At 72.8% G+C, this 19,655-nt stretch carries 21 protein-coding genes; 8 read left to right on the top strand and 13 right to left on the bottom strand.

Annotation, left to right across the window (positions count from 1 at the left end):
* Positions 1–3: 3 nt before the first annotated feature.
* Entirely contained in the window at positions 4–462 is a 459-nt protein-coding gene (locus tag Cco03nite_RS19385; protein WP_203693546.1) for an SRPBCC family protein, read from the top strand.
* A gap of 40 nt (positions 463–502) precedes the next feature.
* Here Cco03nite_RS19385 and Cco03nite_RS19380 read toward each other — a convergent pair whose 3' ends face one another.
* On the bottom strand, positions 503–1,726 hold the full coding sequence (locus tag Cco03nite_RS19380; RefSeq protein WP_203693545.1) for a globin domain-containing protein: 1,224 nt from the start codon (positions 1,724–1,726) through the stop codon (positions 503–505).
* Positions 1,727–1,862: 136 nt separating this feature from the next.
* On the opposite strand from Cco03nite_RS19380, the gene Cco03nite_RS19375 reads away from it, so the two are divergent.
* Positions 1,863–2,288 carry an RrF2 family transcriptional regulator gene (locus tag Cco03nite_RS19375; RefSeq protein WP_203693544.1) on the top strand — a complete coding sequence of 142 codons (426 nt, stop codon included), beginning with the start codon at positions 1,863–1,865 and terminating at the stop codon, positions 2,286–2,288.
* Positions 2,289–2,296: 8 nt separating this feature from the next.
* Here Cco03nite_RS19375 and Cco03nite_RS19370 read toward each other — a convergent pair whose 3' ends face one another.
* The 5 genes from Cco03nite_RS19370 to Cco03nite_RS19350 all read right to left on the bottom strand — a co-directional run bounded on the left by Cco03nite_RS19370 (position 2,297) and on the right by Cco03nite_RS19350 (position 5,487).
* Positions 2,297–3,265, bottom strand: coding sequence for a carbohydrate-binding protein (locus Cco03nite_RS19370; protein WP_203693543.1), 969 nt, complete (start codon positions 3,263–3,265; stop codon positions 2,297–2,299).
* A 297-nt stretch (positions 3,266–3,562) separates the two neighbouring features.
* A complete protein-coding gene (locus Cco03nite_RS19365) occupies positions 3,563–3,883 on the bottom strand; it encodes a beta/gamma crystallin domain-containing protein (protein WP_203693542.1) in 321 nt (106 codons plus the stop codon).
* A 125-nt stretch (positions 3,884–4,008) separates the two neighbouring features.
* Positions 4,009–4,440, bottom strand: coding sequence for a hypothetical protein (locus tag Cco03nite_RS19360; RefSeq protein ID WP_203693541.1), 432 nt, complete (start codon positions 4,438–4,440; stop codon positions 4,009–4,011).
* Between the two features lie 49 nt (positions 4,441–4,489).
* Positions 4,490–5,143: a 2'-5' RNA ligase family protein gene (locus Cco03nite_RS19355; RefSeq protein WP_203693540.1), complete on the bottom strand. Its 654-nt coding sequence runs from the start codon at positions 5,141–5,143 to the stop codon at positions 4,490–4,492.
* On the bottom strand, positions 5,119–5,487 hold the full coding sequence (locus Cco03nite_RS19350; protein WP_203693539.1) for a VOC family protein: 369 nt from the start codon (positions 5,485–5,487) through the stop codon (positions 5,119–5,121). Before Cco03nite_RS19350 ends, Cco03nite_RS19355 begins: the two co-directional genes overlap by 25 nt.
* 76 nt (positions 5,488–5,563) lie before the next feature.
* On the opposite strand from Cco03nite_RS19350, the gene Cco03nite_RS19345 reads away from it, so the two are divergent.
* Positions 5,564–7,096, top strand: coding sequence for an aldehyde dehydrogenase family protein (locus Cco03nite_RS19345; RefSeq protein WP_239167490.1), 1,533 nt, complete (start codon positions 5,564–5,566; stop codon positions 7,094–7,096).
* A 1-nt stretch (position 7,097) separates the two neighbouring features.
* Here the strand turns inward: Cco03nite_RS19345 and Cco03nite_RS19340 are convergent, their stop codons facing one another.
* Positions 7,098–7,685, bottom strand: a complete 588-nt coding sequence (locus tag Cco03nite_RS19340; protein ID WP_203693538.1) for a hypothetical protein — start codon at positions 7,683–7,685, stop codon at positions 7,098–7,100.
* A gap of 286 nt (positions 7,686–7,971) precedes the next feature.
* Here Cco03nite_RS19340 and Cco03nite_RS19335 point away from each other — a divergent pair, with 286 nt between their 5' ends.
* Entirely contained in the window at positions 7,972–8,826 is an 855-nt protein-coding gene (locus Cco03nite_RS19335) for a phosphotransferase family protein (protein WP_203693537.1), read from the top strand.
* Positions 8,827–8,832: 6 nt separating this feature from the next.
* Here the strand turns inward: Cco03nite_RS19335 and Cco03nite_RS19330 are convergent, their stop codons facing one another.
* Entirely contained in the window at positions 8,833–10,791 is a 1,959-nt protein-coding gene (locus Cco03nite_RS19330; protein WP_203693536.1) for a hypothetical protein, read from the bottom strand.
* Between the two features lie 111 nt (positions 10,792–10,902).
* Positions 10,903–11,859 carry a S41 family peptidase gene (locus Cco03nite_RS19325; RefSeq protein ID WP_203693535.1) on the bottom strand — a complete coding sequence of 319 codons (957 nt, stop codon included), beginning with the start codon at positions 11,857–11,859 and terminating at the stop codon, positions 10,903–10,905.
* A 57-nt stretch (positions 11,860–11,916) separates the two neighbouring features.
* Here Cco03nite_RS19325 and Cco03nite_RS19320 point away from each other — a divergent pair, with 57 nt between their 5' ends.
* Positions 11,917–12,465, top strand: coding sequence for an ArsR/SmtB family transcription factor (locus Cco03nite_RS19320; protein WP_239167489.1), 549 nt, complete (start codon positions 11,917–11,919; stop codon positions 12,463–12,465).
* Between the two features lie 80 nt (positions 12,466–12,545).
* A complete protein-coding gene (locus tag Cco03nite_RS19315; RefSeq protein WP_203693534.1) occupies positions 12,546–14,699 on the top strand; it encodes a bifunctional SulP family inorganic anion transporter/carbonic anhydrase in 2,154 nt (717 codons plus the stop codon).
* Between the two features lie 60 nt (positions 14,700–14,759).
* On the opposite strand, the gene Cco03nite_RS19310 is transcribed toward Cco03nite_RS19315, so the two are convergent.
* The 3 genes from Cco03nite_RS19310 to Cco03nite_RS19300 all read right to left on the bottom strand — a co-directional run bounded on the left by Cco03nite_RS19310 (position 14,760) and on the right by Cco03nite_RS19300 (position 17,282).
* Complete coding sequence (locus Cco03nite_RS19310) at positions 14,760–15,713, bottom strand: ABC transporter permease family protein (RefSeq protein WP_203693533.1); 954 nt, start codon at positions 15,711–15,713, stop codon at positions 14,760–14,762.
* Positions 15,710–16,615, bottom strand: a complete 906-nt coding sequence (locus Cco03nite_RS19305; protein WP_203693532.1) for an ABC transporter ATP-binding protein — start codon at positions 16,613–16,615, stop codon at positions 15,710–15,712. The genes Cco03nite_RS19310 and Cco03nite_RS19305 overlap by 4 nt, the downstream gene beginning before the upstream one ends.
* A gap of 124 nt (positions 16,616–16,739) precedes the next feature.
* Positions 16,740–17,282: a dihydrofolate reductase family protein gene (locus Cco03nite_RS19300; RefSeq protein WP_203693531.1), complete on the bottom strand. Its 543-nt coding sequence runs from the start codon at positions 17,280–17,282 to the stop codon at positions 16,740–16,742.
* A gap of 239 nt (positions 17,283–17,521) precedes the next feature.
* Between Cco03nite_RS19300 and Cco03nite_RS19295 the strand changes: the two genes are divergently transcribed.
* Positions 17,522–17,947 (top strand): STAS domain-containing protein, encoded by a 426-nt coding sequence (locus Cco03nite_RS19295; protein WP_203693530.1) that lies wholly within the window; start codon positions 17,522–17,524, stop codon positions 17,945–17,947.
* Here the strand turns inward: Cco03nite_RS19295 and Cco03nite_RS19290 are convergent.
* Positions 17,834–18,808 carry a sigma-70 family RNA polymerase sigma factor gene (locus Cco03nite_RS19290; RefSeq protein ID WP_203693560.1) on the bottom strand — a complete coding sequence of 325 codons (975 nt, stop codon included), beginning with the start codon at positions 18,806–18,808 and terminating at the stop codon, positions 17,834–17,836. The genes Cco03nite_RS19295 and Cco03nite_RS19290 overlap by 114 nt on opposite strands.
* Before the next feature lie 110 nt (positions 18,809–18,918).
* Here Cco03nite_RS19290 and Cco03nite_RS19285 point away from each other — a divergent pair, with 110 nt between their 5' ends.
* Positions 18,919–19,635 carry a GNAT family N-acetyltransferase gene (locus Cco03nite_RS19285; RefSeq protein ID WP_203693529.1) on the top strand — a complete coding sequence of 239 codons (717 nt, stop codon included), beginning with the start codon at positions 18,919–18,921 and terminating at the stop codon, positions 19,633–19,635.
* The last annotated feature ends 20 nt before the right edge of the window (positions 19,636–19,655 follow it).

The following is a 19,655-nucleotide window of genomic DNA, read 5'->3' as shown; positions in this document are numbered from 1 at the left end:
GCGATGGCCGTCGCCCACCTCGTCCACTCCTGGCGTGTCGACTCCCCGCCGGACACCGTGTTCGCCCACCTGACCGAGCCGCGGCACTACATCGGGCTGTCGCCGCTGCTCGTCGAGGTGCGCGACGTACGCCGCGGCCTCGACGAGCAGGGCGAGCCGGTGACCGACTACGTCGCCGTCGAACGTTTCCGCTTCCTGAAGGTGCTGCGCTGGGACAACCTGATCCGGGTACGCATGCGGGTGCTCGAACAGGGTGCTGCGCTGCGGCAGAGCGTGGTAAGCCCCGGCGGCGTACGCCTGGAGTGGACCGTGCGGCTCACCCCGCAGGGCGACGGCACGGCGGTCGACGACCAGATGGAGATCACCATGGCCGCGGCGATGCGCGGTTTCGTCACGGGCCAGGCGCGCGGCGTCCAGCTGCACCGTGCCGCTGAACTGACCCGGCGTATGCGCCGCGCCTGACTGCGGGGGTCTTGTCTGCCGCGCGGGTCGCCGGGGCCGGTCAGACCTGGGCCGCGCGGAGCATGTCCGGGCCGAAGACCTCGTAGGCGATGCGCTCGGCGGGCACGCCGCGGCGCAGCAGGCTCTGCCGGACGTGGCTCATGAACGGCACCGGCCCGCACAGGTGGACGTGCGCGTCCGGGTGCAGCGGGATCTGGTCGGGGTCGACCCGCCCGGTGGCGACCTGCGCGGGCAGGCCGGCCGGGTCGGTGTCGGCGGGGTGCTCCTCGTACCACAGCCGCACGGTGAGGTCGTCGAGCTGGGTGTGCAGGCGGGGCAGGCGGTGGCGCATGGCGTGGGAGCGCCGGGACCGGTCGGCGTGCACGAGCACCACCGGCCGGCGCGGGCTGGTGACGGCGACGTGCTCCAGCGCCGACATCGCCGGGGTGAGTCCGATGCCCGCGCTGACCAGCAGCAGCGGGCCGTCGCCGGCGGTCGCGTCGACGTCGCCGGCGGCCACGCTGAGCCGCAGCAGGTCGCCGATGTGCACGTCGTCGTGCAGGAACGTGGAGACCATGCCCTGCGGGGCGGCGCCGGTGGCGCGTACCCGCTTCACGGTGATCTGCCAGTAGCCGGCGCCGGGCGGGCCGGACAGGCTGTACTGGCGGATCTGGCGGCCGCGCCCCTCGCCGAGCTCGACGGCGACCGAGACGTACTGGCCGGGGATGTGGCGGGGGGCCGCCGCGCCGTCGGCGGGGACCAGGGTGAACGAGACGACGTCGTCGGTCTCCGCGGTCCGGTCGACGACGCGCCAGTGCTGCCAGACGTCGGCCGGTTCGGCGGCCCCGGCGGTGTGGTAGAGCCGCGCCTCGCGGGCGATCAGCTCGCACGCCAGCAGCCAGTAGGTCTCGTCCCAGGCGGCGGCGATCTCCGGGGTGACCGCGTCGCCGAGCACCTCGCCGACGGCGGCGAGCAGGTGCTTGCCGACGATCGTGTAGTCGGCGGGCGTGATGCCCAGCGAGACGTGCTTCTGGGCGATGCGCTCGAACACCGGTGCGAAGGGCACGGGCGAGTCGCCGAGCAGGTGCTCGGCGTACGCGACGACGGCGGCGGCCAGTGCCTGGCGCTGCTCGCCGGTGGCCTGGTTGGCCCGGTTGAACAGGTTGAGCAGCTCCGGGCGGGCTTCGAGCATGCGCTGGTAGAAGGTGCCGGTGATGGCCTCGCCGTGGGCGCGGACGACCGGCAGGGTCGCCTTGACGACCTGCGCTGAGGAGGTGGAGAGCATGAAGACTCCTGGTTGACGCGGTGGCTCCGGTAAAACAGGTATGCAAGATACCTCTTTTGGGCCGTCGTGGGCTGTAGCGCCCGCCACAGCGCGCAGCACGCTGGCGACGGCCATCCCGGCTGGTTAAGGTCGATCGGTGAAGCTCAACCGCGCCACCGACATCGCGCTGCGCGTCGCCATGGCGACCGCCGCACGCGACGGCCTGTGGACCGTCGACGAGCTCGCCGACCGGCTCGCGGTCCCGCGCAACCACGTCGCCAAGGTCGTGCAGCGGCTGCAGCACCTGGGTGTGCTCGTCACCACCCGCGGTCGCGCCGGGGGCGTCGCCCTGGCCGCCGACGCCCGCACCGCGTTCACCGTCGGCCAGATCGTGCGCGCGTTCGAGGGCGAGGACGAGGTCGTCTCGTGCGACGAACCGCCCTGCCCGCTGCGGTCGGGCTGCCGGCTCCGCTCGGCGCTGCGCCGCGCGCAGCAGGCGTTCCTGGCCAGCCTGGACGAGGTGCGGCTCGACGACCTCCTCGCCGCTCCCACCGGCCCGCTGCTGCTGAGCCTCGGGTCCTGAGGCCGCCGTCACCCTCCCGTCGTGACGTCGATCCCGTCCAGGTCGGCCGTCCACCCCGACGGATTCGCGAACGTCAGCACGTTCTGCCCGGCCTGCAGCTCGACCACGACGGTCACCGCGCCCGGGGTCTGCCAGCCGCCGGTCGGAGCGAAGGTCACCGCGTGCGTCGCCCCGTCGTTGACCGTCAGACCGGCGCTGCGGGGCGCGGCGTCGCCGTTCAGGAACATGATCCGCACCGTCGCCGGGCCCGCCTGCGCCGCGGTGATGCCGGTGAAGGACACGGTGTTGCCGCCACCCACGTACCGGATCTTCCTACCGCCCGCGCAGAGCGTGCAGCTGACGATCTGGGCCGATGGCGACGCGCCCGTGGTCAGCCTGTTCTGCGGCGACTCGGCGTCGTAGTGCACCGTCACCAGCGGCGCCGGGCTCGGCGGCGTCGGGCTGCCCGGCGTGAGGCCGGGCGACGGCGACGAACTCGCCGGGTGGGCGCTCGGCGAGTTGTCCGTCGCTGTGGCCCGGCTCGGTGACGCGGTCGGCGTGCCGGTGACCGCAGGCCGGGCCGAGGGGGTCACCGGGGCGGGCGGGTCGGACCACATGGCCTCGGGGACGACCTCCGCCGCGGGCGCGTCCAGCGCGGACTGGGGCCGGACCCGGGTGCCGAGCGTCAGGTAAACGATGAGGATCGCGGAGATGCAGCCCGCGCAGACAAGGAAGATCATCATGCCGCGGAAGAAGCGGTCGTCGGGCCACCTGCGGGCCGGCCGCGCCGTACGATCGCCGAACGCCTGCTCGTCCCGGCGGCTGCGCACCTGCGTGGGCGCCGTCTGATCGGGCCACGCCGAGCCGGCCGGATCCTCGTCGTAGCGGTGGCGACCGACCCGCGGCTCGTTGACGCCCACGTCGGCCTGGCCGCAATGCTCGCAGTACGGGCCGGCCACGGGCTCGCCGCACCGTACGCACCTGTGGTCCACTGCCATCGCCACCCCTGCCGTCTGCGAAACGTCACGCCGGGCCCGGTGCCCGACGGCACCGCCCGCGTCGTAATGCCGGGCCCGGTGCCCGACGGCACCGCCCGCGTCGTAATACGGAAGTGGTGGCGGGCGCGTTCAGGCGCGCGGCCGAAGCGGCCGGACGGCCGACCCTCGGTCGTACTCCCGGGCGAGCGTGATGTCCGCGGCCCCGAGATCGTCGGCGAGCGGGCGCGTCCTGCGCGGACAGCCGCGCCTGGTCCGGGGACCGCCGTACATCCTGGCGGTCCCCGGACGTGTCCGGCGCTAGGAGCGCGTGATGCGGACCGTGTTCCTGGGCACGCACGAGTTGAAGATCTGCACACACACCGATCTGATCGCCCATGCGTTGACCTTCACCGACGATCCGTCGGAGAACTCGACGAGCAGGTTGCGATCGCCTGCCAGCACCAGGCTGGTCTGGGGGATGTTGACCGGAATGGACCCCGTCCCCGCGAAACACCAGGAACCGGCAGTGGCATGAATCTGCGACGCCTTCGTCTCGCAGTGGACCACGTAAGTCGCGTGGGCGGGCGCCGGCACGACCGTGGCCGCGACGGCGGCCGCGGCAAGCGCGACGCCGGTCATCCGCAGAGAGCGGTACCACGAGGTTCTACGACCCATGAGGGTTCTCCAATCGTCGGGACGCACTCTGTACGTGCCGACGGCGTTCCCGGTTCACCCGGTTCGGCCGAACCGCACCGGTGAACCGTTCACCTGACCGGCTCGACCTGTTCGAGCATGGCGGCGACGTGCCGATCGCCGGGTTGAGCGGACAGGTCGTGCGCGAAAGCGGCGAGCGCGTGCTCGCCGAGGCCGAGCTGCAGGCGCAGCGCCCGCCAGGCATGCAGGTTGGGGTGCGGCAGTTCGGTGCAGGCCACGGCGGGGGTGAGCAGGGCGATGACCCGGTCGAGGTCGGCGGGGGAGAGCGGGTACGAGGCGGAGCCGCCGCGATGGCCGCAGACGGTCGCCAGCGCGACGGCCGGCAGGAAACCGTCGCCGACCGCCACCCGCGCGAACACGGCCCGTCCGGAGACCAGCCGGGCGATGCCGAACGCGGCCGGCGGCTGCCAGCCGGGGATGGCCGCCTCGAAGCGTTGCCGTGCCGCGTCCAGGTCCGCGATGGTGCGCCACTGCTCGAGCATGTCGCGATGATGGCACGTGCCGGGGTCCGCTGTCGCGGCGGATCCCACGTCAGGGGCGGGCGAGCGGGATGCGGGCCACCGGCGTCCACCGGTATCCGGCCGCCCGGGTGTCCTGCGCGACGTCGAGCAGGTGCACCTCGCGTACCGTCAGCGCGGCGTGGCTCGGGCGCACCTGGCGCAGCGCGGCCTGCACTCGGCCGGAGTCGCCGGACCCGGTGGCGTACGCGAGCGTGAGATGGCCCGGCATCGCCTGGTAGGCGACCGCTTCGCTGCCCAGCACATCGGAGATCGCGGCACGGGTGCGCTTGTGCAGGGTGTGCAGCGGCTCGCCGGGCAGGTCGCCGTCCAGGTCGGCGAGCACGACGCTGACGCTGGCCAGCGCGGACCCGGCGGTGAGAGTGAACGCGGGCACGCCGGACAGCGCCTCGGTGAGCCGGGCGGTGAGCTTGTCGCGCTCGCCGGGTCCGATCTCGGCGGCGGGGATGCCCATCACCGGCTGGACGGTGACGTGCAGCCACGGGTCGGGCACCGGCGACAGGAAGCCGAACGGGGCCATGGCCGCCCGGCAGCCGTGCACGAGCCGCGCCAGGCCCTGATCGTGCGCCAGGTCGGGCAGCAGGTACACATGCAGCCGGGTCCAGCCCGCGGGCCAGACCCGGTCGCCGGTCAGGAACGCCTTCACCGGCCGCGCGGCGGCTGCCACAGCTCGAAGCGGTTGTCCTCGGCGTCGTACGCCCAGGCGAACCGTCCGAACTCCCCGTCCTCGACCTCGTCGGCGACCCTGGCGCCGGCGGCCCGCAGCTGGGCGAGCATCGCGTCCAGATCGTCCACCCGGAAGTTCATCATGTACGGCTGGCCGGGGTCGCCGATGTAGTCGGTGTCCTTCTCCAGGACCGTCCAGCCCGTCGTGCCGCCCGCGTGCCAGCGGAAGGTGTGCCCGCCCCATTCGCTCACATCGATGCCAAGATGGGTGGCGTACCAGGCCCGCAGGACTTCGGCATCGCGGGCGCGGAGGAAGACCCCGCCGATACCTGTTACTCGCTGCATCGGCACATTCTCACATGAAACCACCGCGCCGAGCCGGACCTTGGCGGAGCCCGCAGGCGGGGGCATGATGCTGGGCATGCTTCGTTCGATGATCGACGGCGCGCCGGTCACCGCCGCCGCCCGGATGCTCGACAGCCGCAACCCCGCCGACCTGAACGACGTCGTGGCCCAGGTCGTGCTCGCCGACCCGGCCACGGTCACCGCGGCGGCCCGGTCGGCGCACGCCGCGCAGCGCGCCTGGGCCGACGTGCCCGCGCCGGTGCGCGGGCAGGTCGTGGCGAACATCGGCGCGCTGGTCGAGGCCAACGCCGAGGCGCTGGCCCGGCTGGTCACCCGCGAGATCGGCAAACCGCTGGCCGAGGCGCGCGGCGAGGTGCAGGAGATCGTCGACACCTGCCGCTTCTTCCTCGGCGAGGGCCGCCGCCTGTACGGCCAGACGGTGCCGTCGGAGATGCCGGACAAGCAGCTGTTCACCTTCCGCGAACCGGTCGGCACCGCCATGATCATCACGGCGGGCAACTTTCCGGTCGCCGTGCCGTCCTGGTACCTGGTGCCCGCGCTGCTGTGCGGCAACACCGTGGTGTGGAAGCCCGCCGGGTACGCCGCGGCCGCCGCCGACGCCCTCTACCAGCTGTTCGTCCGGGCCGGGCTGCCCGCCGGGGTGCTCAACCTGGTGCACGCCGACGGCCCGGAGACCTTCACCGGGCTGTCCCAGGCGCTGGACGAGGGCCTGGTGCAGAAGGTCGGCTTCACCGGCTCGACCGAGGTCGGCCGCGCGATCGGCGAGCTGTGCGGCCGCCACCTGCAGAGCCCGTGCCTGGAGCTGGGCGGCAAGAACCCGATGGTGGTCACCGAGGACGCCGACCTCGACCTGGCGGTGGAGGGCGCGCTGTTCGCCGGGTTCGGCACCGCCGGTCAGCGCTGCACGTCGCTCGGCACGGCGATCGTGCACGAGTCGGTGCACGGGGAGTTCCTGCGCCGTTTCACCGCGGCGACGGCGGCCGCCGCGATCGGCGACCCGACCGGGGACGTGCTCTACGGGCCGATGCTGGACGAGCGCTTCGCGACGGCATACGAGAAATATCTGGGCTGGATCTCCGGCGGGCACCGGGTGCACGGCCCGACCGGGCGGATCACCGGGGACAATCCCCGGGCGGGGTTCGTGGGCGACCCGGCGGCCGGCCTGTTCTACCACCCGGTGATCGTGGACGGGGTCCGTCCCGGGGACGACATCTTCGACAACGAGACGTTCGGCCCGCTGGTCGGCGTCACCACCTACGGCTCCCTCGACGAGGCGATCGAGCTGGCCAACGCCCCAGGGTACGGGCTGTCCAGCGCGATCTACACCACCGATCCGAGCAAGGCGTTCGCGTTCCGGCGCGGCATCGGCGCGGGCATGGTCAGCGTGAACAACTCGACCTCCGGCGCGGAGGCGCACCTGCCGTTCGGCGGCAACGGCCGCTCCGGCAACGGCAGCCGCCAGTCCGGCATGTGGGTGCTCGACCAGTTCACCCGCTGGCAGGCGCTGAACTGGGACTACTCCGGGCGGTTGCAGAAGGCGCAGCTGGAGGTCGCGGTCGTGCCGGCCGACCTGGACTTCCGGCTGTAACTCAGCCGACGGGCGCGGGCGCGGTGGCGATCACCTTGCCGTCCGCGCCCGTAGCGGTCACCGTGGCGCCCTCCACGGTCGCGTCCGGTGACCAGATCGCGAAGTAGGTGCCGTCGTGCGTGCCGCGCAGCACCTCGCCGGAGACCAGCCGGGCCTCGATCGCGGTCGCCCCGGCGGGCAGCGCGCCCATCAAGACCTTGGGCTTGGCGACCGCGTCCCAGCCGCCGAAGAAGTGCAGCCCCTGCGTGGGCGGCTCCTCGATGATCGAGCCGAAGCCCTGGTAGTGGCCGTACTGGTTGCCCTCGCAGAGATAGACCCAGCGCCGGCCGTCGGCGACGTACAGGCGCAGCCAGTCGTCACCGGCCTGCACCGCCAGACGTTCGACGAGTGTGCCGTGCGGCTCCGGGTCCTCGCCGGCGGCCAGGCACTCGGCGGCCGCCTGCGCCTGCGGGACCGGCTCCTCGTCGGTGTCCTCCTCGGGCATCGCGATCAGCCACACCGCCCCGGCGAGCATCAGCACACACAGCGCCAGCATGAACCGGGCGGGCCCGGACGTGCTCGTGGCCTGGTCAGGACGGGGTTCGGTCACGGACACACTCCCTGCGGTGGGGACGGACGGTCCACGGTAGGCGACCGGTGCGCGTCGCGCTGACCCGTGACCGGTCACCCGTCCGAAGTCCAGCCGGTCGCGCGGTTGTTCCAAGATCTGTTTTTGTGGACGATGGACGTCGTCATAGGGGCATCCAGCGTCCACAAAAACAGATCTTGCGAGTCGGGTACGGCGGTGGAGCGTGCCCCCACACGTGACGAAGGGGACGAAACCGGCGGCGTACCTTGGCGGATGCGACCCCGCTGCCGGCTGCGATCGTAGGAGCGTGAACGCGTATCCACCCCCGACGCCCGAGACCCTGCACTGGCTGCACCGCGCCGTCGGCGCGCCGATCGCCGCGGTGACCCCGCTGGTCGGCGGCGTCGCCCATGCCATCAGCGCCGTCGACACGGCCGACGGGCGGCGGTACGCGCTACGGCGCTGGTGCCGGCCCGGCTGGCAGGTCGAGGACCCGTGGTTCACTCCGGCGAACGAGGTCGCCGCGCTGGCGGCGCTGTCCGGCACCGGCCTGCCCGTGCCCGAGGTCGTCGCGGTGGACCAGACGGGTGCGCACACCGACTTCCCGGCGCTGCTGATGACATGGTTGCCGGGCACGATGCTGCCCAGCGCCACCCATCGTGAAGACGTCGGACCGCCCCCGGCGACGGGCATGCTGCGCCAGCTCGTCGCCGCCGCACGCGGCGTGCACGCCGCCGACGGCACGGGCGTCGCCCCGTTCGAGCCGTACGTCGTGCTCGCCGACGCGCGGCCGCCGCGGTCCAGCACCCGGCCCGAGCTGTGGGAGCGGGCGATCGCCGCCGGGGCGGCCGTCGCGCCTCCCGTGCGGTGCACCCTGATCCACCGCGACTACCACCCGGGCAACACGCTGTGGCACGACGGGCGGCTCACCGGCATCGTGGACTGGACGAACGCGTCCCGGGGCGCGCCCGGCTACGACTTCGGCTACCTGCGCGTCAACCTGCTCATCACGTACGGCCAGGAAGCCGCCGACGCCCTGCTCCCGCTGCTCGACGAGCACGACCCGGCCGCGGACCTGCTGGCCTTCCTGGACATGGAGTGGGAGGGCCCGCACGCCGCCCCGCTCCCGGTGCTGGAGTCCTACCTGGAACGCCTGCTGTAGTGGGGGTCAGCAGCGGAAACCCGCCGAGCAGAGCTGGTCGACGATGCCTTCCGCCGCCCTGAGATGCCCGCTCATGTCCTCGGTGAGGGTTTCGACGAGCATCACGCCGGCGTGGCCGACGACCACCACGACCGCGTTCGACAGGCGGACCACGACCAGCTGTTCCCGGTAGCCCATTCCCGGGATGTCGGCGTACGGCGGGTCATACACGGTGAAGGTGCCGTAACGCGAGCCCTCGTGGCCCAGCGGCACCCCGGTGAGCGGCAGGCGGCGGGTCACCGGGCAGCCGGGCACCGCCGCGCGGACCTGCTCGATCGCCTGCCGGGCGGTGTCCTCGTCGGGGTAGACCGCGACCTGGCTGGTGAAGCCGCCGTCGCCGGCGCCCCAGGACACCGTGCGCATGGCGGTGCGCCGGGCGTCGGACGGCAGTGCCCGGTCCGGGCATCCGGCGATGGACCACGGGGTGCTCAGCGCGTCGCTGCGATCGGCGAACTCGGGATCGTCCTCCCCGGGCAGGCGCAGGTTGCGGGGCAGGCCCTGGGGCAGCGGGTCCACGGGCGAGGGGAGCGGCCGGGGCCGGTCGAGCCGCCACAGATCCCACCGCCAGCCTTCGAACTCCTCGTCGAAGCGGCGTTTGGCGCTGCCGATCAGCAGGTCGAGTTCGCCTTCGACGACCAGGCGCGGGGTGACGGCGAAGGTGAGCGCCATGGCCTCGGGCGAGCTCTCCAGGGTCGGCCCGGCGTCGATCTCGACCCGGGCGTTGACGACCAGGATGCCGACGGGGTCCTTCGCTTCGAGGCCGACCTTGATGAAGGCCTCCGCGCCGATCCGGGAGACGTGCTCTGGCGGGTCGAAGTTGCCGGTGAAGCCCGGTTCGAAGAACGGCTCGATGCGGGGTTCGGTGTCGGTGCCGACCGTCGCGGTGAAGCCCGCCTCGGGGTTGAGTTCGAATCCGGGGTTCCAGCTGGCGTTGGTCTCCGCGAACGCCTTCGCGCCGACCTTGAACGTGCAGCCGAAGGTGAACGGGCCGACGCGGACCAGCCGGCCGACGATGCCCTGGCAGGCCTTCTGCAGGTCGACCTCGGTCCGGGCGATGCAGCTGACGGCCAGGTCCACTCCGGCCTGGACGGACTGGCGCACCCGCAGGCGGGCGTCGACGGTGGCGGTGACCCGGGGTGGGGTGGCGCTCCAGCTGATCTCACCGGTGATCGGCAGGCTGATCTCGTCGAGCCGGTAGGTGAGGTGGCCGCCGGAGGTGACCGTGGAGGTGGTGTCCCGGGCCCGGCACCGGTCGTTGACGCGGAACTGAAAGCTCAGTTCCACCAGGGGTTCCTTCGCCTTGCCGGTGAAGGAGGCGGGGCGCAGGATCTCCAGCCCCTGCCCGGCGTCGATCTCGATGACGCCGGACGGCAGCGCTTCGTCGAGCCGGGCGCGCTCGGTCGCCAGCGTCACCGAGCCGCCCGTGCGGTTCACCCTGGTCACCTTGCGGACCAGGAGTTTGCCGTCCTTCGTGGCCACCAGGTGGTCGCCCGCACGCAGAGCCGCCGCCTGCGGCGCGTTCGCGCCGAGCGTCACGGATCCGGTGTCGACCCTGGTGATGCCCGTGTTCGCCGGGTCGAGGACTTTGGTCGTCTCGGGCACGGCGACGCGGTAGGCGGCCGTGGCGGTGGCCTTGGCACCCTCCTGCACCGTGACCTGGACGGTGTCGGCCGGCGGGTAGTGGGTGACGGCGTTCTGGGTGACCGGGCCGATCGTCAGGGTGTACTCGCCGGGCTCGACCTCACGCTCGTCGGTGCCGGTGATCTCGTAGGCGGTCGGGCCGGCCACGGTGACCCGGGCGGCGAGCCCCGCCGCCAGCCCGGCGACCTCGATGCGCAGCGTCGTCGGCTGCTGGCGGGTGCAGGCCACCAGGCCGGACGGCAGCGCCAGTGCCACCACGAGGAGTCCTGTGCCGATCCGCGCCATCGCGACCTCCCCAAGTCGACGTGACGGCAGTATCGATCAGCCTCCATGAATGCGCAACCCCTCGACCGGCGGCCCTTGGCGGGTGCGCACGGCCGAAGGCGGCGCGCCGGACTAGAGCGGTGCGCCGGCGTCAAGGGTGGCGCGGGCTTCGGCGGCGGACGGGCCGCCCTCGGCGCAGACCTGCTCCAGCGCGGCCCGGTAGGCGGTCGGCAGGGCCTGGTCGGCGCTCGTCGGGAGGTCCGGGGTCACGCCGACGCTCTCCCAGTTCGTGCCGGAGACCGGGTTGACCGCGCGGGCCACCGAGATGGTCGCCTCCAGGTGGGGGTGCAGGCGGAAGGCCTCGCGCGGGTGGGCGCCGCCGCGGGTCTGCTCGCCGACGACGGCGCCGCGGCCGGTCTGCTGCACGTCGTACGCGAGCGCCTCCCCGCCCGAGAAGGTGCCCTTGCTGGTCAGCACGTACAGGGGCCGGTCGCGGCCGAAGCGGCGGCCGGGCACGTGCGCGTGGGTCCACGACTGCCGCACCTGGTCGGTGGCGCGTTCGTACATACCGGTGAGCTGCACCGGCTCGTGGTCCCACAGGTAGCTCATGAACAGGCCGACCGCGGACGGCTCGCCGCCCAGGCAGCCGCGCAGGTCCACGATCAGCGCCCGGACGGGTGCGAGCAGCGTGAACGCCGCCGCGTACACGTCGCCGACGAGCACCGCGGGGAACAGCACCGGGGTGACCTCCAGCAGGCCGACGTCGCCCGGCAGGCGGCGCGCGTTCGCGATCCCGCCGCAGGTGCGCTCGGCCCACTGTGCCATCACCGCGTACTCGGCCGCGTCGTCGCCGGGGGCCTGCTCGGGCAGCGGTTCGGCGTGGTGGAGCAGGCGCAGGTGCTTGTCGCCGTTGACGGACTGCAGGTCGGCGGTGACCGCTCCGGCGAGCGCGGCCGGGTCGGCGGGGTAGCCGTCCCGGCGGGCGGCCAGCCGGTCGGCGATCTCGGCGGCCGCGTCGGGGAACACGTAGCGCTCCTGCACGAGGGTCCGCAGGCGGTCGACGATGTCGGTCACTTCAGGGGTCTGCATGTCGTACAGGGAAGCACGCCGCTTGACAAAGCGTCAAGAGTTCTTGACGCTTGAGCCATGACGGCACGCGACGACGAAGCAGCGGACCAGCAGCCGGCCGAGGAGGCGGTCATGCAGGTGAGCTCGCCGGAGCACTACAAGGCACTCGCCCATCCGATGCGGCACCGGCTGCTGTTCGCCCTCGAACGTCCCGCCACGGTCAGCCGGCTCGCGGCGGTGCTGCGTACCAACAAGGGCAATGTGGCGCACCACCTGAAGGTGCTGGTGGATGCCGGGTTGGTCCGGCCCGCCGGCACCCGCACCGTGCGTGGCGGCACCGAGCAGTACTACGCCCGCCCGGCCCGTGCGCTGCACTACACCGGCCCGGCGGCGGCGGAGAACACGGTGGTCGCGTTCCAGGCGCTCGGCGCGGAGATCGCCGCGGCCGCCCCGGACCCGTTCCTGGTGCTGCGCCACCTGCGGCTCACCGCCGACCAGGTGCGGGACCTCACCGCCACGCTGACCGCCCTCGCCGAGGACACTCCTGACGCCGGTGCCGACGGCATACGGCACGGCCTGCTGCTCGGTCTCTACCGGCCGCACGATCCGGACGGTCCACAGCATTGATCGACGATCTCTTCATCAGCGTTTTCTCAGCTTGCCGCAGTTGAGGTGGGCAGAACGCGTAAGGAGAGGTGGTCGTCTACATGAGCGCACAATGGCGTGAGCGGTTGCGGACGGACGTGCCCGCGTCCCTGGTGGTGGTGCTGGTGGCGCTGCCCCTGTCGCTGGGCATCGCGGTGGCGTCGGGAGCGCCCGTACTGGCCGGATTGATCAGTGCCGTGATCGGCGGGATCGTGGTGGGAGCCCTGGGCGGCTCCGTGGTGCAGGTGAGCGGCCCCGCGGCCGGCCTGACACTGATCGTGGCGCAGACCGTGGCCACCTTCGGCTGGCGCGGGGCGTGCGCGATCACGGTCGCCGCCGGGGTGCTGCAACTGCTGCTCGGCGCGTCCCGGGTGGCGCGGGCGGCGCTGGCCGTCTCGCCCGCGATCGTGCACGGCATGCTCGCCGGGGTCGGCGTCGTGATCGTCCTGTCCCAGGTGCACGTGCTGCTCGGCGACGCCCCGCAGGCCTCGGCGCTGGCGAACCTGCGCGCCCTGCCGTCCGAGCTGATGCACAACCACACCCCGGCGGTGTTCGTCGGCGTGCTCACCCTGGCCGTGCTGTGGGGCTGGCGGGCCGTGCCGACGCTGGCCGGGATCGTGCCCGCGCCGCTGGCGGCGGTGATCGTCGGCACCGCCGTCGCGGTGGCGACCGGCTGGGACCTGCAGCGGGTCGACATCCCCGACGACATCCTCGCCTTCGACGCCGGTCCGATCTGGCCCGACGCCGCCCCGTCGACGCTGCTCGCGGCCGTCGGCGCGGTGGCGCTGGTGGCCAGCGTCGAGTCGCTGCTGTGCGCGGTCGCCGTCGACCGGATGCACGACGGGCCCCGGGTCAACCTGGACCGCGAGCTGGCCGGGCAGGGCGCGGCCAACGTCGTCGCCGGGGCGCTCGGCGGGTTGCCGGTCGCCGGGGTGATCGTGCGCTCGACGACGAACGTGAAGGCCGGCGGCCGGACCCGGCTGTCCGCGGTGCTGCACGGCGTGTGGATCCTGGTGCTGGTGCTGGTGGCCGCGCCGGTGATCGAGCTGATCCCGCTGCCCGCCCTGGCCGCGCTGCTGGTCTACACGGGCGTGCAGATGGTCAACCTGACCCACGCCCAGCAGGTGCACCAGCACCGGGAGATGCCGGTGTACGTGCTCACGCTGCTGGCTGTGGTGGTGCTGGGCCTGTTCGAAGGCGTGCTGGTCGGCATGGCGTGCGCGCTGCTGCTGTCGGTCTGGCGGCTCACTCACGCCACCGTGCGGGCCTACCAGGACGAGCACGGCTGGCACGTCGCCATCGAGGGGTCGCTGACGTTCCTGGCGGTGCCGCGGCTGAGCCGGACGCTGGCCCAGGTGCCCGCGGGCGTCGCGGTCGGCGTCGAGCTGAACGCCGACTTCATGGACCACGCCGCGGTGACCGCGCTGCACGACTGGCGCACCGGCCACGAGCGCGGCGGCGGCACCGTCGAGGTGCACGAACTGCACCACAACTGGTACGCCGACGCGATAACCGGCCAGCGCGCGCCGGCCCGGAAGATCCACCCGACCGCGTGGCTGCTGCCCCGCATGCACCGCGCCGTGCCGCACGGGGCCCGCGAGCGCCTGACCCGCGGCGCGCGGCTGTTCCACCGGCACGGGGCCCGCCGGGTCGGCCCGCTGCTGGCCGAGCTGGCCCGCACCGGCCAGCAGCCGACCCAGCTGTTCATCACCTGCGCCGACTCCCGCATCGTGCCCAGCATGATCACGTCGACGGGTCCCGGGGACCTGTTCACCGTGCGCAATGTCGGCAACCTGGTGCCCCGGCACGATGACGGCGATCATGACGGCAGCGTGCCGGCGGCGATGGACTTCGCGCTGAACGTGCTGGAGGTGCGCACCATCACGGTGTGCGGGCACTCCGGTTGCGGCGCGCTGGCCGCGCTGCTGCGCCCGGGCACCCTGCCCGCGCCGATGCCGCACCTGCTGCGCTGGCTGCGCCACGCCCAGCCCAGCCTGCACCGGGTGGGTCAGGTCGGCGACGGCGACCACCTGACCCGGCTCTGCCAGCAGAACGTGGTCCAGCAGCTGGAGAACCTGATGTCCTACCCGGCGGTCGCCGAACGCGTCCACGACGGACGACTTGAGCTGGTCGGCATGTACTTCGACATCGCCACCAGCCGCATCCACCTGCTCGACCCGACGCACACCCGGTTCACACCCGTCTCGGCGCACTGAGGCACGGGTGCGCGGCGGGCACTGCCGCCCGCCGCGCACCCGCGAGACGCGCGCCGGTCGTCAGGCGATGTCGCGGCGGCGGTTGAGCACGATGCCGATGGCTCCGGCGACGAGCGACCAGCCGGTCAGCACCAGCACGCCGACCCACCACGCCGCGGCTTCCGGGTACAGCTTCTCCGGCGAGACCATGACCTGCGAGGCGATCGACGGCATCATGACGGCCGAGGTCAGCACCCAGTCCTCGTGGATGAGGTACTCCCGGATGAGGCTGAACACGCCGATCGCACCGACGAAACCCCCGAGATAAATGATCATCGCGGTGACGACCGCGCCGATCTGGCTGTTGATGAGCGTGCCGAGCCCGAACCCGAGCAGCGCCCACAGCAGGTACGCGACCAGGTTGAAGATGAGCGCCCGCTGCACCGGCCACTCGCCCAGCGAGTTGGTCAGCCCGAGGTTGTCGAAGAAGATCAGCCCGGCCGTGAGCGACAGGACCCGCGCCACGAGCCAGAAGACGAACCCGAGCCCGAGCACCGCCAGCAGCTTGCCGAACACCACCTGCGTACGGCGCGGCGTGGTCAGGAACGTGGCCGTCGCCGTCTGGTACTGGAACTCGTTCGTGATCACGAGCGCGCCCAGCAGCATCACCAGCAGCAGACCGAAGAACTGGCCGCTGGTGAAGATGTTGCCCGCCGCGTTGACCGCCTGCAGCGGCAGGTCGTGCAGCTGCGCGAACTCCGCCCTGGCCGCGGCGACCTCGGCCGCGCTCATGCCGCGGCCCGGCTTGAACACCGCGGCGGTGTCGCGGGCCCGCTCGAGGTGCTGGGCCGCCTCGGACATGTTGATGAACAGCGCGAACCCGGTGAAGAACACCGACGCGAGGCCGAACAGCCACCACGCGTTCGTCGTCGTGATCTTGCGGAACTCGCTGCGGACGAGCCGCAGCCCCGGGACGCCGACGTGTGCGATCACCGGGCGGGCCGTGGCCGGGGGCGTCTGGAGGGTCGCGGTCATCGGATGTCTGCCTTTCCGGCCGTCAGCTGCAGGAACACGTTCTCGAGGTCGCGCCGCTCGGCGGTCAGCTCATGGATCTCGGCGCCCACCCGCAGCGCCGCCGCCCCGATCGTCGGCCCGTCCGCGCCCACGATCCGCAGCGCTCCGCCCTCGGCGGGGGTGGCCGTGACCCCGGCGCCCAGCTCGGCGACCAGCGCCTCGGGGCGCGGCGTGCGTACGAGCATCTGCGCGGCACCGGCCGAGGCGAGGATCTCGGCCACCGTGCCCTGCCGGACCAGCTTGCCCGCCGCGATGATCACGACGTCGTCGGCGAGCAGCTCCATCTCGGTCAGCAGATGGCTCGACACCAGGACCGTGCGGCCCTCGTCGGCGAGCGACTTGAGCAGGTCCCGCATCCACCGGATGCCTTCGGGGTCCAGGCCGTTGGCGGGCTCGTCCAGGACGAGCACGTCCGGGTCGCCCAGCAGCGCGGCGGCGATGCCCAGCCGCTGGCGCATGCCCAGCGAGTACCCCTTGAACTTGCGGTTGGCGGCCGGTGTCAGTCCGACGGTGGACAGCACGTCGTCGGCCCGGCTGACCGGGATGCCGGCCGCGTCGCACAGCATGCGCAGGTGGTTGCGGCCGGTGCGGCCGCGGTGCGCGCCCGAGGCCTCCAGCAGCGCGCCGACCTTGCGGATGGGATCGGTGAGATCGGCGTAGCGCCGCCCCCCGATGGTCGCGGTGCCCGCGGTGGGGCGGACCAGGTTCAGCACCATGCGCAGCGTGGTCGTCTTGCCCGCGCCGTTCGGTCCCAGGAAGCCGGTGACCCGGCCCGGGCTGACGGTGAACGACAGGTCGTCGACCGCGCGCACGTTCTTGTAAACCTTGGTCAACCCACTGACGGCGATACCATCGTCGGCCATCGGCCAGCTCCCCTTACGTCAGATACATAGAAGCGTGATGCATAGTAGTTCTAGGTATCTTGGCGCGCAAGGACGGGGTCCGCGGCCGGGCGCACCGGGTGCGCCCAGGCCACGCGGCGTCGGATCAGGCCTCGGCGGCCGGGGCGGGGGCGTACACCAGGTTCAGCACGCCGGTCTTGAACGTCTCCGACGACACCAGGGTCAGCGGGATCGTCTCGCCGTCGTCGAACAGACGCTGGCCGTGGCCGACCACGATCGGGTGGACCAGCAGGTGCAGCTCGTCCAGCAGCCCGGCCCGCAGCAGCGAGCGCACCAGCACGACGCTGCCGGTGATGCCGAGGTCCTTGCCCGGCTCGGCCTTGAGGGCGCGCAGCTCGTCCAGGTCGCGCACGACCGTGGTGTTCTCCCAGGTCGGGTCCTGCAGGGTGCTGGACACGACGACCTTGCGCCGCCCGTTCATGACGGCCGCGAACTCGTCCTCGCTCTTGGGCCAGTACTCGGCGAAGCCGTCGTAGGTGGTGCGGCCCAGCAGCATCACGTCCGAGTCTTCCATCAGCTTGCCGACAGCCGCGCCCATGGCGTCGTCGAAGTACGGGAAGTGCCACGTCTCGGGCGCCTCGACGACGCCGTCCAGCGACACGAACAGCCCAGCGACGATCTTCCTCATGATGACCTCCGGTCGGTGCCGGCGCCGCGCCCGGTTGGCTCGGCTGCCGTCTCACCCACTCCGACGAACGAGCCCCGCGAAACTCATCGGCCCCGGGAAGAAAGTTTTGTCGGCCCCGTGAGCTGCTTAGACATGATCTGCCTCGCCGCGTCGATGAGTTCGGCCGCCGTTGACCGTCCTATCTGACAAGGCGTACAACCGACCGGGCGGCGGGCGGGCGCGCCGCGGAGGAGGCAGCGGTGCGCGAGCACGCGCGGGAGGCGTACACGGTGCTGGTCATCGGCCCTTCACTGGGCGCGGAGGACCTGGCCCCGCTGTGCGCCCGGGTCGACGACGCCCACTCGGCATTGCCGGCAGGCGGCGACCTGGTGGTGCTCTGCGACGTCGGCACCCTGACCAGGCCGGACCTGGCCGGGCTCGACGTGCTCGCCCGGCTGCGCCTGCACACGGCCCGCGCCGGGGGCACGCTGCGGCTGTGGCGGGCCGGTCCGCACCTGCGGCTGCTGCTGGAACTGACCGGGCTGCGCAGCGTGCTGCCGTCGCATCCGGGCTCAGCCGACGAGCTCGGCCTCCTTGCCGCGCACGAGCACGGGCGGCAGGCCGAACAGCGGGAACAGCCGCTCGGTGTCGAGGAAGTTGTTGACCCCGGCGATCCGTCCGGCTGAGATCTCCAGGACGATGAGCGCCCACGGCTCGTGCCGGTCCGGGTCCTCGGTCGGCCGGTACTGCCCGAAGGCGGGCAGGCCGTTCGCGGCGACGGGCACCAGCCGGGAGCCCCGGCAGCCGCAGCCGAGGCCGAGCATCCAGGCGCGGATGTCGTCGACCCCGCGGAACCACAGGTCCAGCGGCGGCATGGACAGCGTCGCGTCCTCGTGCAGCAACGCGGCGAGCGCGTCCAGGTCGTAGCGCTCGAACGCCTCGACGTACCGGGTGAGCAGGGCGGCCTGCTCGGCGTCGGTCGGGGCCAGCACGTCGGCGTCGCTCGCGTGGGCGGCGCTCAGGCTCGCGCGGGCCCGCTGCAGTGCGCTGTTGACCGACGCGACGGTCAGGCCGAGCAGCTCGGCGGTCTCCGCGGCGCTCCACGCGAGCACCTCGCGCAGGATCAGCACCGCGCGCTGCTTGGGGGCCAGGTGCTGCAGCGCGGCGACGAACGCTAGCCGGACCGACTCGCGGGCCACGGCCAGGTCCGCCGGGTCGGCGGTGTCGGGCAGCAGCCGGTCGTCGGGCGCGGGGCCGACCCACACCGACTCGGCCAGCGGCACGGGCGCGCTGGTGACCCGCTCGGGCGCGCCGGCCGAGGCCAGGTCCATCGGGCGGGCCCGGCGCTGGGCGCTGCCGAGCATGTCCAGGCACACGTTGGTGGCGATGCGGTACAGCCACGAGCGCACCGACGAGCGGTTCTCGAACTGCTCGTAGCCCTTCCAGGCGCGGATCATGGTCTCCTGCACCGCGTCCTCGGCCTCGAACGCCGAGCTGAGCATCCGGTAGCAGTAGGCGGTCAGCTCCCGCCGGTGCGCCTCGAACATCTCCTCCACGTTCGCGAACCTACACCCGACGCCCGACAACACCCGTCACCGCGACGGCGTACCGGGACGGTTGCGGGTGGCGGCGAGTCGCGCGACGTATTCTTCGGGCGATGGACAGCCGCGAGATCTGCACGGACCGACGTCTCACCGAGTTCCTGGCCGAATACCTGGGAGGGTGGACCGAGGCGGAAGGCCTGACCGTGGTCGGCAGCCCCGTGCGGACCCGGCCGGGGTGGGACGGCCAGGTCCGCGACGTGGTCGGGGTGTCGACGCCGCGCGGCGGCGTGCTGTCCGTCGCGCCGGATGCCGTCGACTCGGTACGCGACGCGGTGCCGACCTGGGACGACGTTTCCGACCGGCTGCCCGCCGCGATCGGGCGGCCCGACGCGACCGCGTACCGCGGGGTGTTCCGGTGGACGAACGCGCCCGCGGAGTTGCCGGACGCCGGCGAGTGGGTGCCGGCGCTCGACCCGCGGGTGCCGGAGTGGCTGCACCCGTTCGGCGGCCGCGTGCTGATCAGGTTCGACGACGCGGGCCGGTACGCGGCGGGCGTGGGGGTCAAGCGGCACAACGGCGCGGGCATGGAGATCTCCGTCGGCACCGAGGAGGCGCATCGCGGCCGCGGGCTGGCCACGGCGCTCGTCGCGCAGGCAGCGCGCTGGATCGTCGCGCAGGGCGCGGTGCCGATCTACCTGCACGACCCGGCGAACACGGCATCGGACCGCACCGCGCGCAGCGCCGGTTTCCCGGACCTGGGCTGGCACATCATCGGCGTCGGCGGCCGTCCGATCGGCGACCCGCGCTCGGAGCAGCCGACGTCCGAGTAGTGCCGTTCGGCACACGATGC

Origin of the sequence: Catellatospora coxensis (assembly GCF_016862635.1) — a bacterium.
Taxonomy (GTDB): domain Bacteria; phylum Actinomycetota; class Actinomycetes; order Mycobacteriales; family Micromonosporaceae; genus Catellatospora; species Catellatospora coxensis.
This window is presented reverse-complemented; position numbering and strand designations above follow the sequence as displayed.

Bases quoted from the DNA above. Each gene is read 5' to 3' on its own strand.
- Cco03nite_RS19310 (WP_203693533.1), bottom strand. From the start codon at position 15,713: ATGACCGCGACCCTCCAGACGCCCCCGGCCACGGCCCGCCCGGTGATC.
- Cco03nite_RS19315 (WP_203693534.1), top strand. From the start codon at position 12,546: ATGAGCGCACAATGGCGTGAGCGGTTGCGGACGGACGTGCCCGCGTCC.
- Cco03nite_RS19360 (WP_203693541.1), bottom strand. From the start codon at position 4,440: ATGCTCGAGCAGTGGCGCACCATCGCGGACCTGGACGCGGCACGGCAA.
- Cco03nite_RS19385 (WP_203693546.1), top strand. From the start codon at position 4: ATGGCCGTCGCCCACCTCGTCCACTCCTGGCGTGTCGACTCCCCGCCG.
- Cco03nite_RS19325 (WP_203693535.1), bottom strand. From the start codon at position 11,859: ATGCAGACCCCTGAAGTGACCGACATCGTCGACCGCCTGCGGACCCTC.
- Cco03nite_RS19305 (WP_203693532.1), bottom strand. From the start codon at position 16,615: ATGGCCGACGATGGTATCGCCGTCAGTGGGTTGACCAAGGTTTACAAG.
- Cco03nite_RS19290 (WP_203693560.1), bottom strand. From the start codon at position 18,808: ATGTTCGAGGCGCACCGGCGGGAGCTGACCGCCTACTGCTACCGGATG.
- Cco03nite_RS19285 (WP_203693529.1), top strand. From the start codon at position 18,919: ATGGACAGCCGCGAGATCTGCACGGACCGACGTCTCACCGAGTTCCTG.
- Cco03nite_RS19370 (WP_203693543.1), bottom strand. From the start codon at position 3,265: ATGGCAGTGGACCACAGGTGCGTACGGTGCGGCGAGCCCGTGGCCGGC.
- Cco03nite_RS19380 (WP_203693545.1), bottom strand. From the start codon at position 1,726: ATGCTCTCCACCTCCTCAGCGCAGGTCGTCAAGGCGACCCTGCCGGTC.
- Cco03nite_RS19330 (WP_203693536.1), bottom strand. From the start codon at position 10,791: ATGGCGCGGATCGGCACAGGACTCCTCGTGGTGGCACTGGCGCTGCCG.
- Cco03nite_RS19300 (WP_203693531.1), bottom strand. From the start codon at position 17,282: ATGAGGAAGATCGTCGCTGGGCTGTTCGTGTCGCTGGACGGCGTCGTC.
- Cco03nite_RS19320 (WP_239167489.1), top strand. From the start codon at position 11,917: ATGACGGCACGCGACGACGAAGCAGCGGACCAGCAGCCGGCCGAGGAG.
- Cco03nite_RS19365 (WP_203693542.1), bottom strand. From the start codon at position 3,883: ATGACCGGCGTCGCGCTTGCCGCGGCCGCCGTCGCGGCCACGGTCGTG.
- Cco03nite_RS19350 (WP_203693539.1), bottom strand. From the start codon at position 5,487: ATGCAGCGAGTAACAGGTATCGGCGGGGTCTTCCTCCGCGCCCGCGAT.
- Cco03nite_RS19345 (WP_239167490.1), top strand. From the start codon at position 5,564: ATGCTTCGTTCGATGATCGACGGCGCGCCGGTCACCGCCGCCGCCCGG.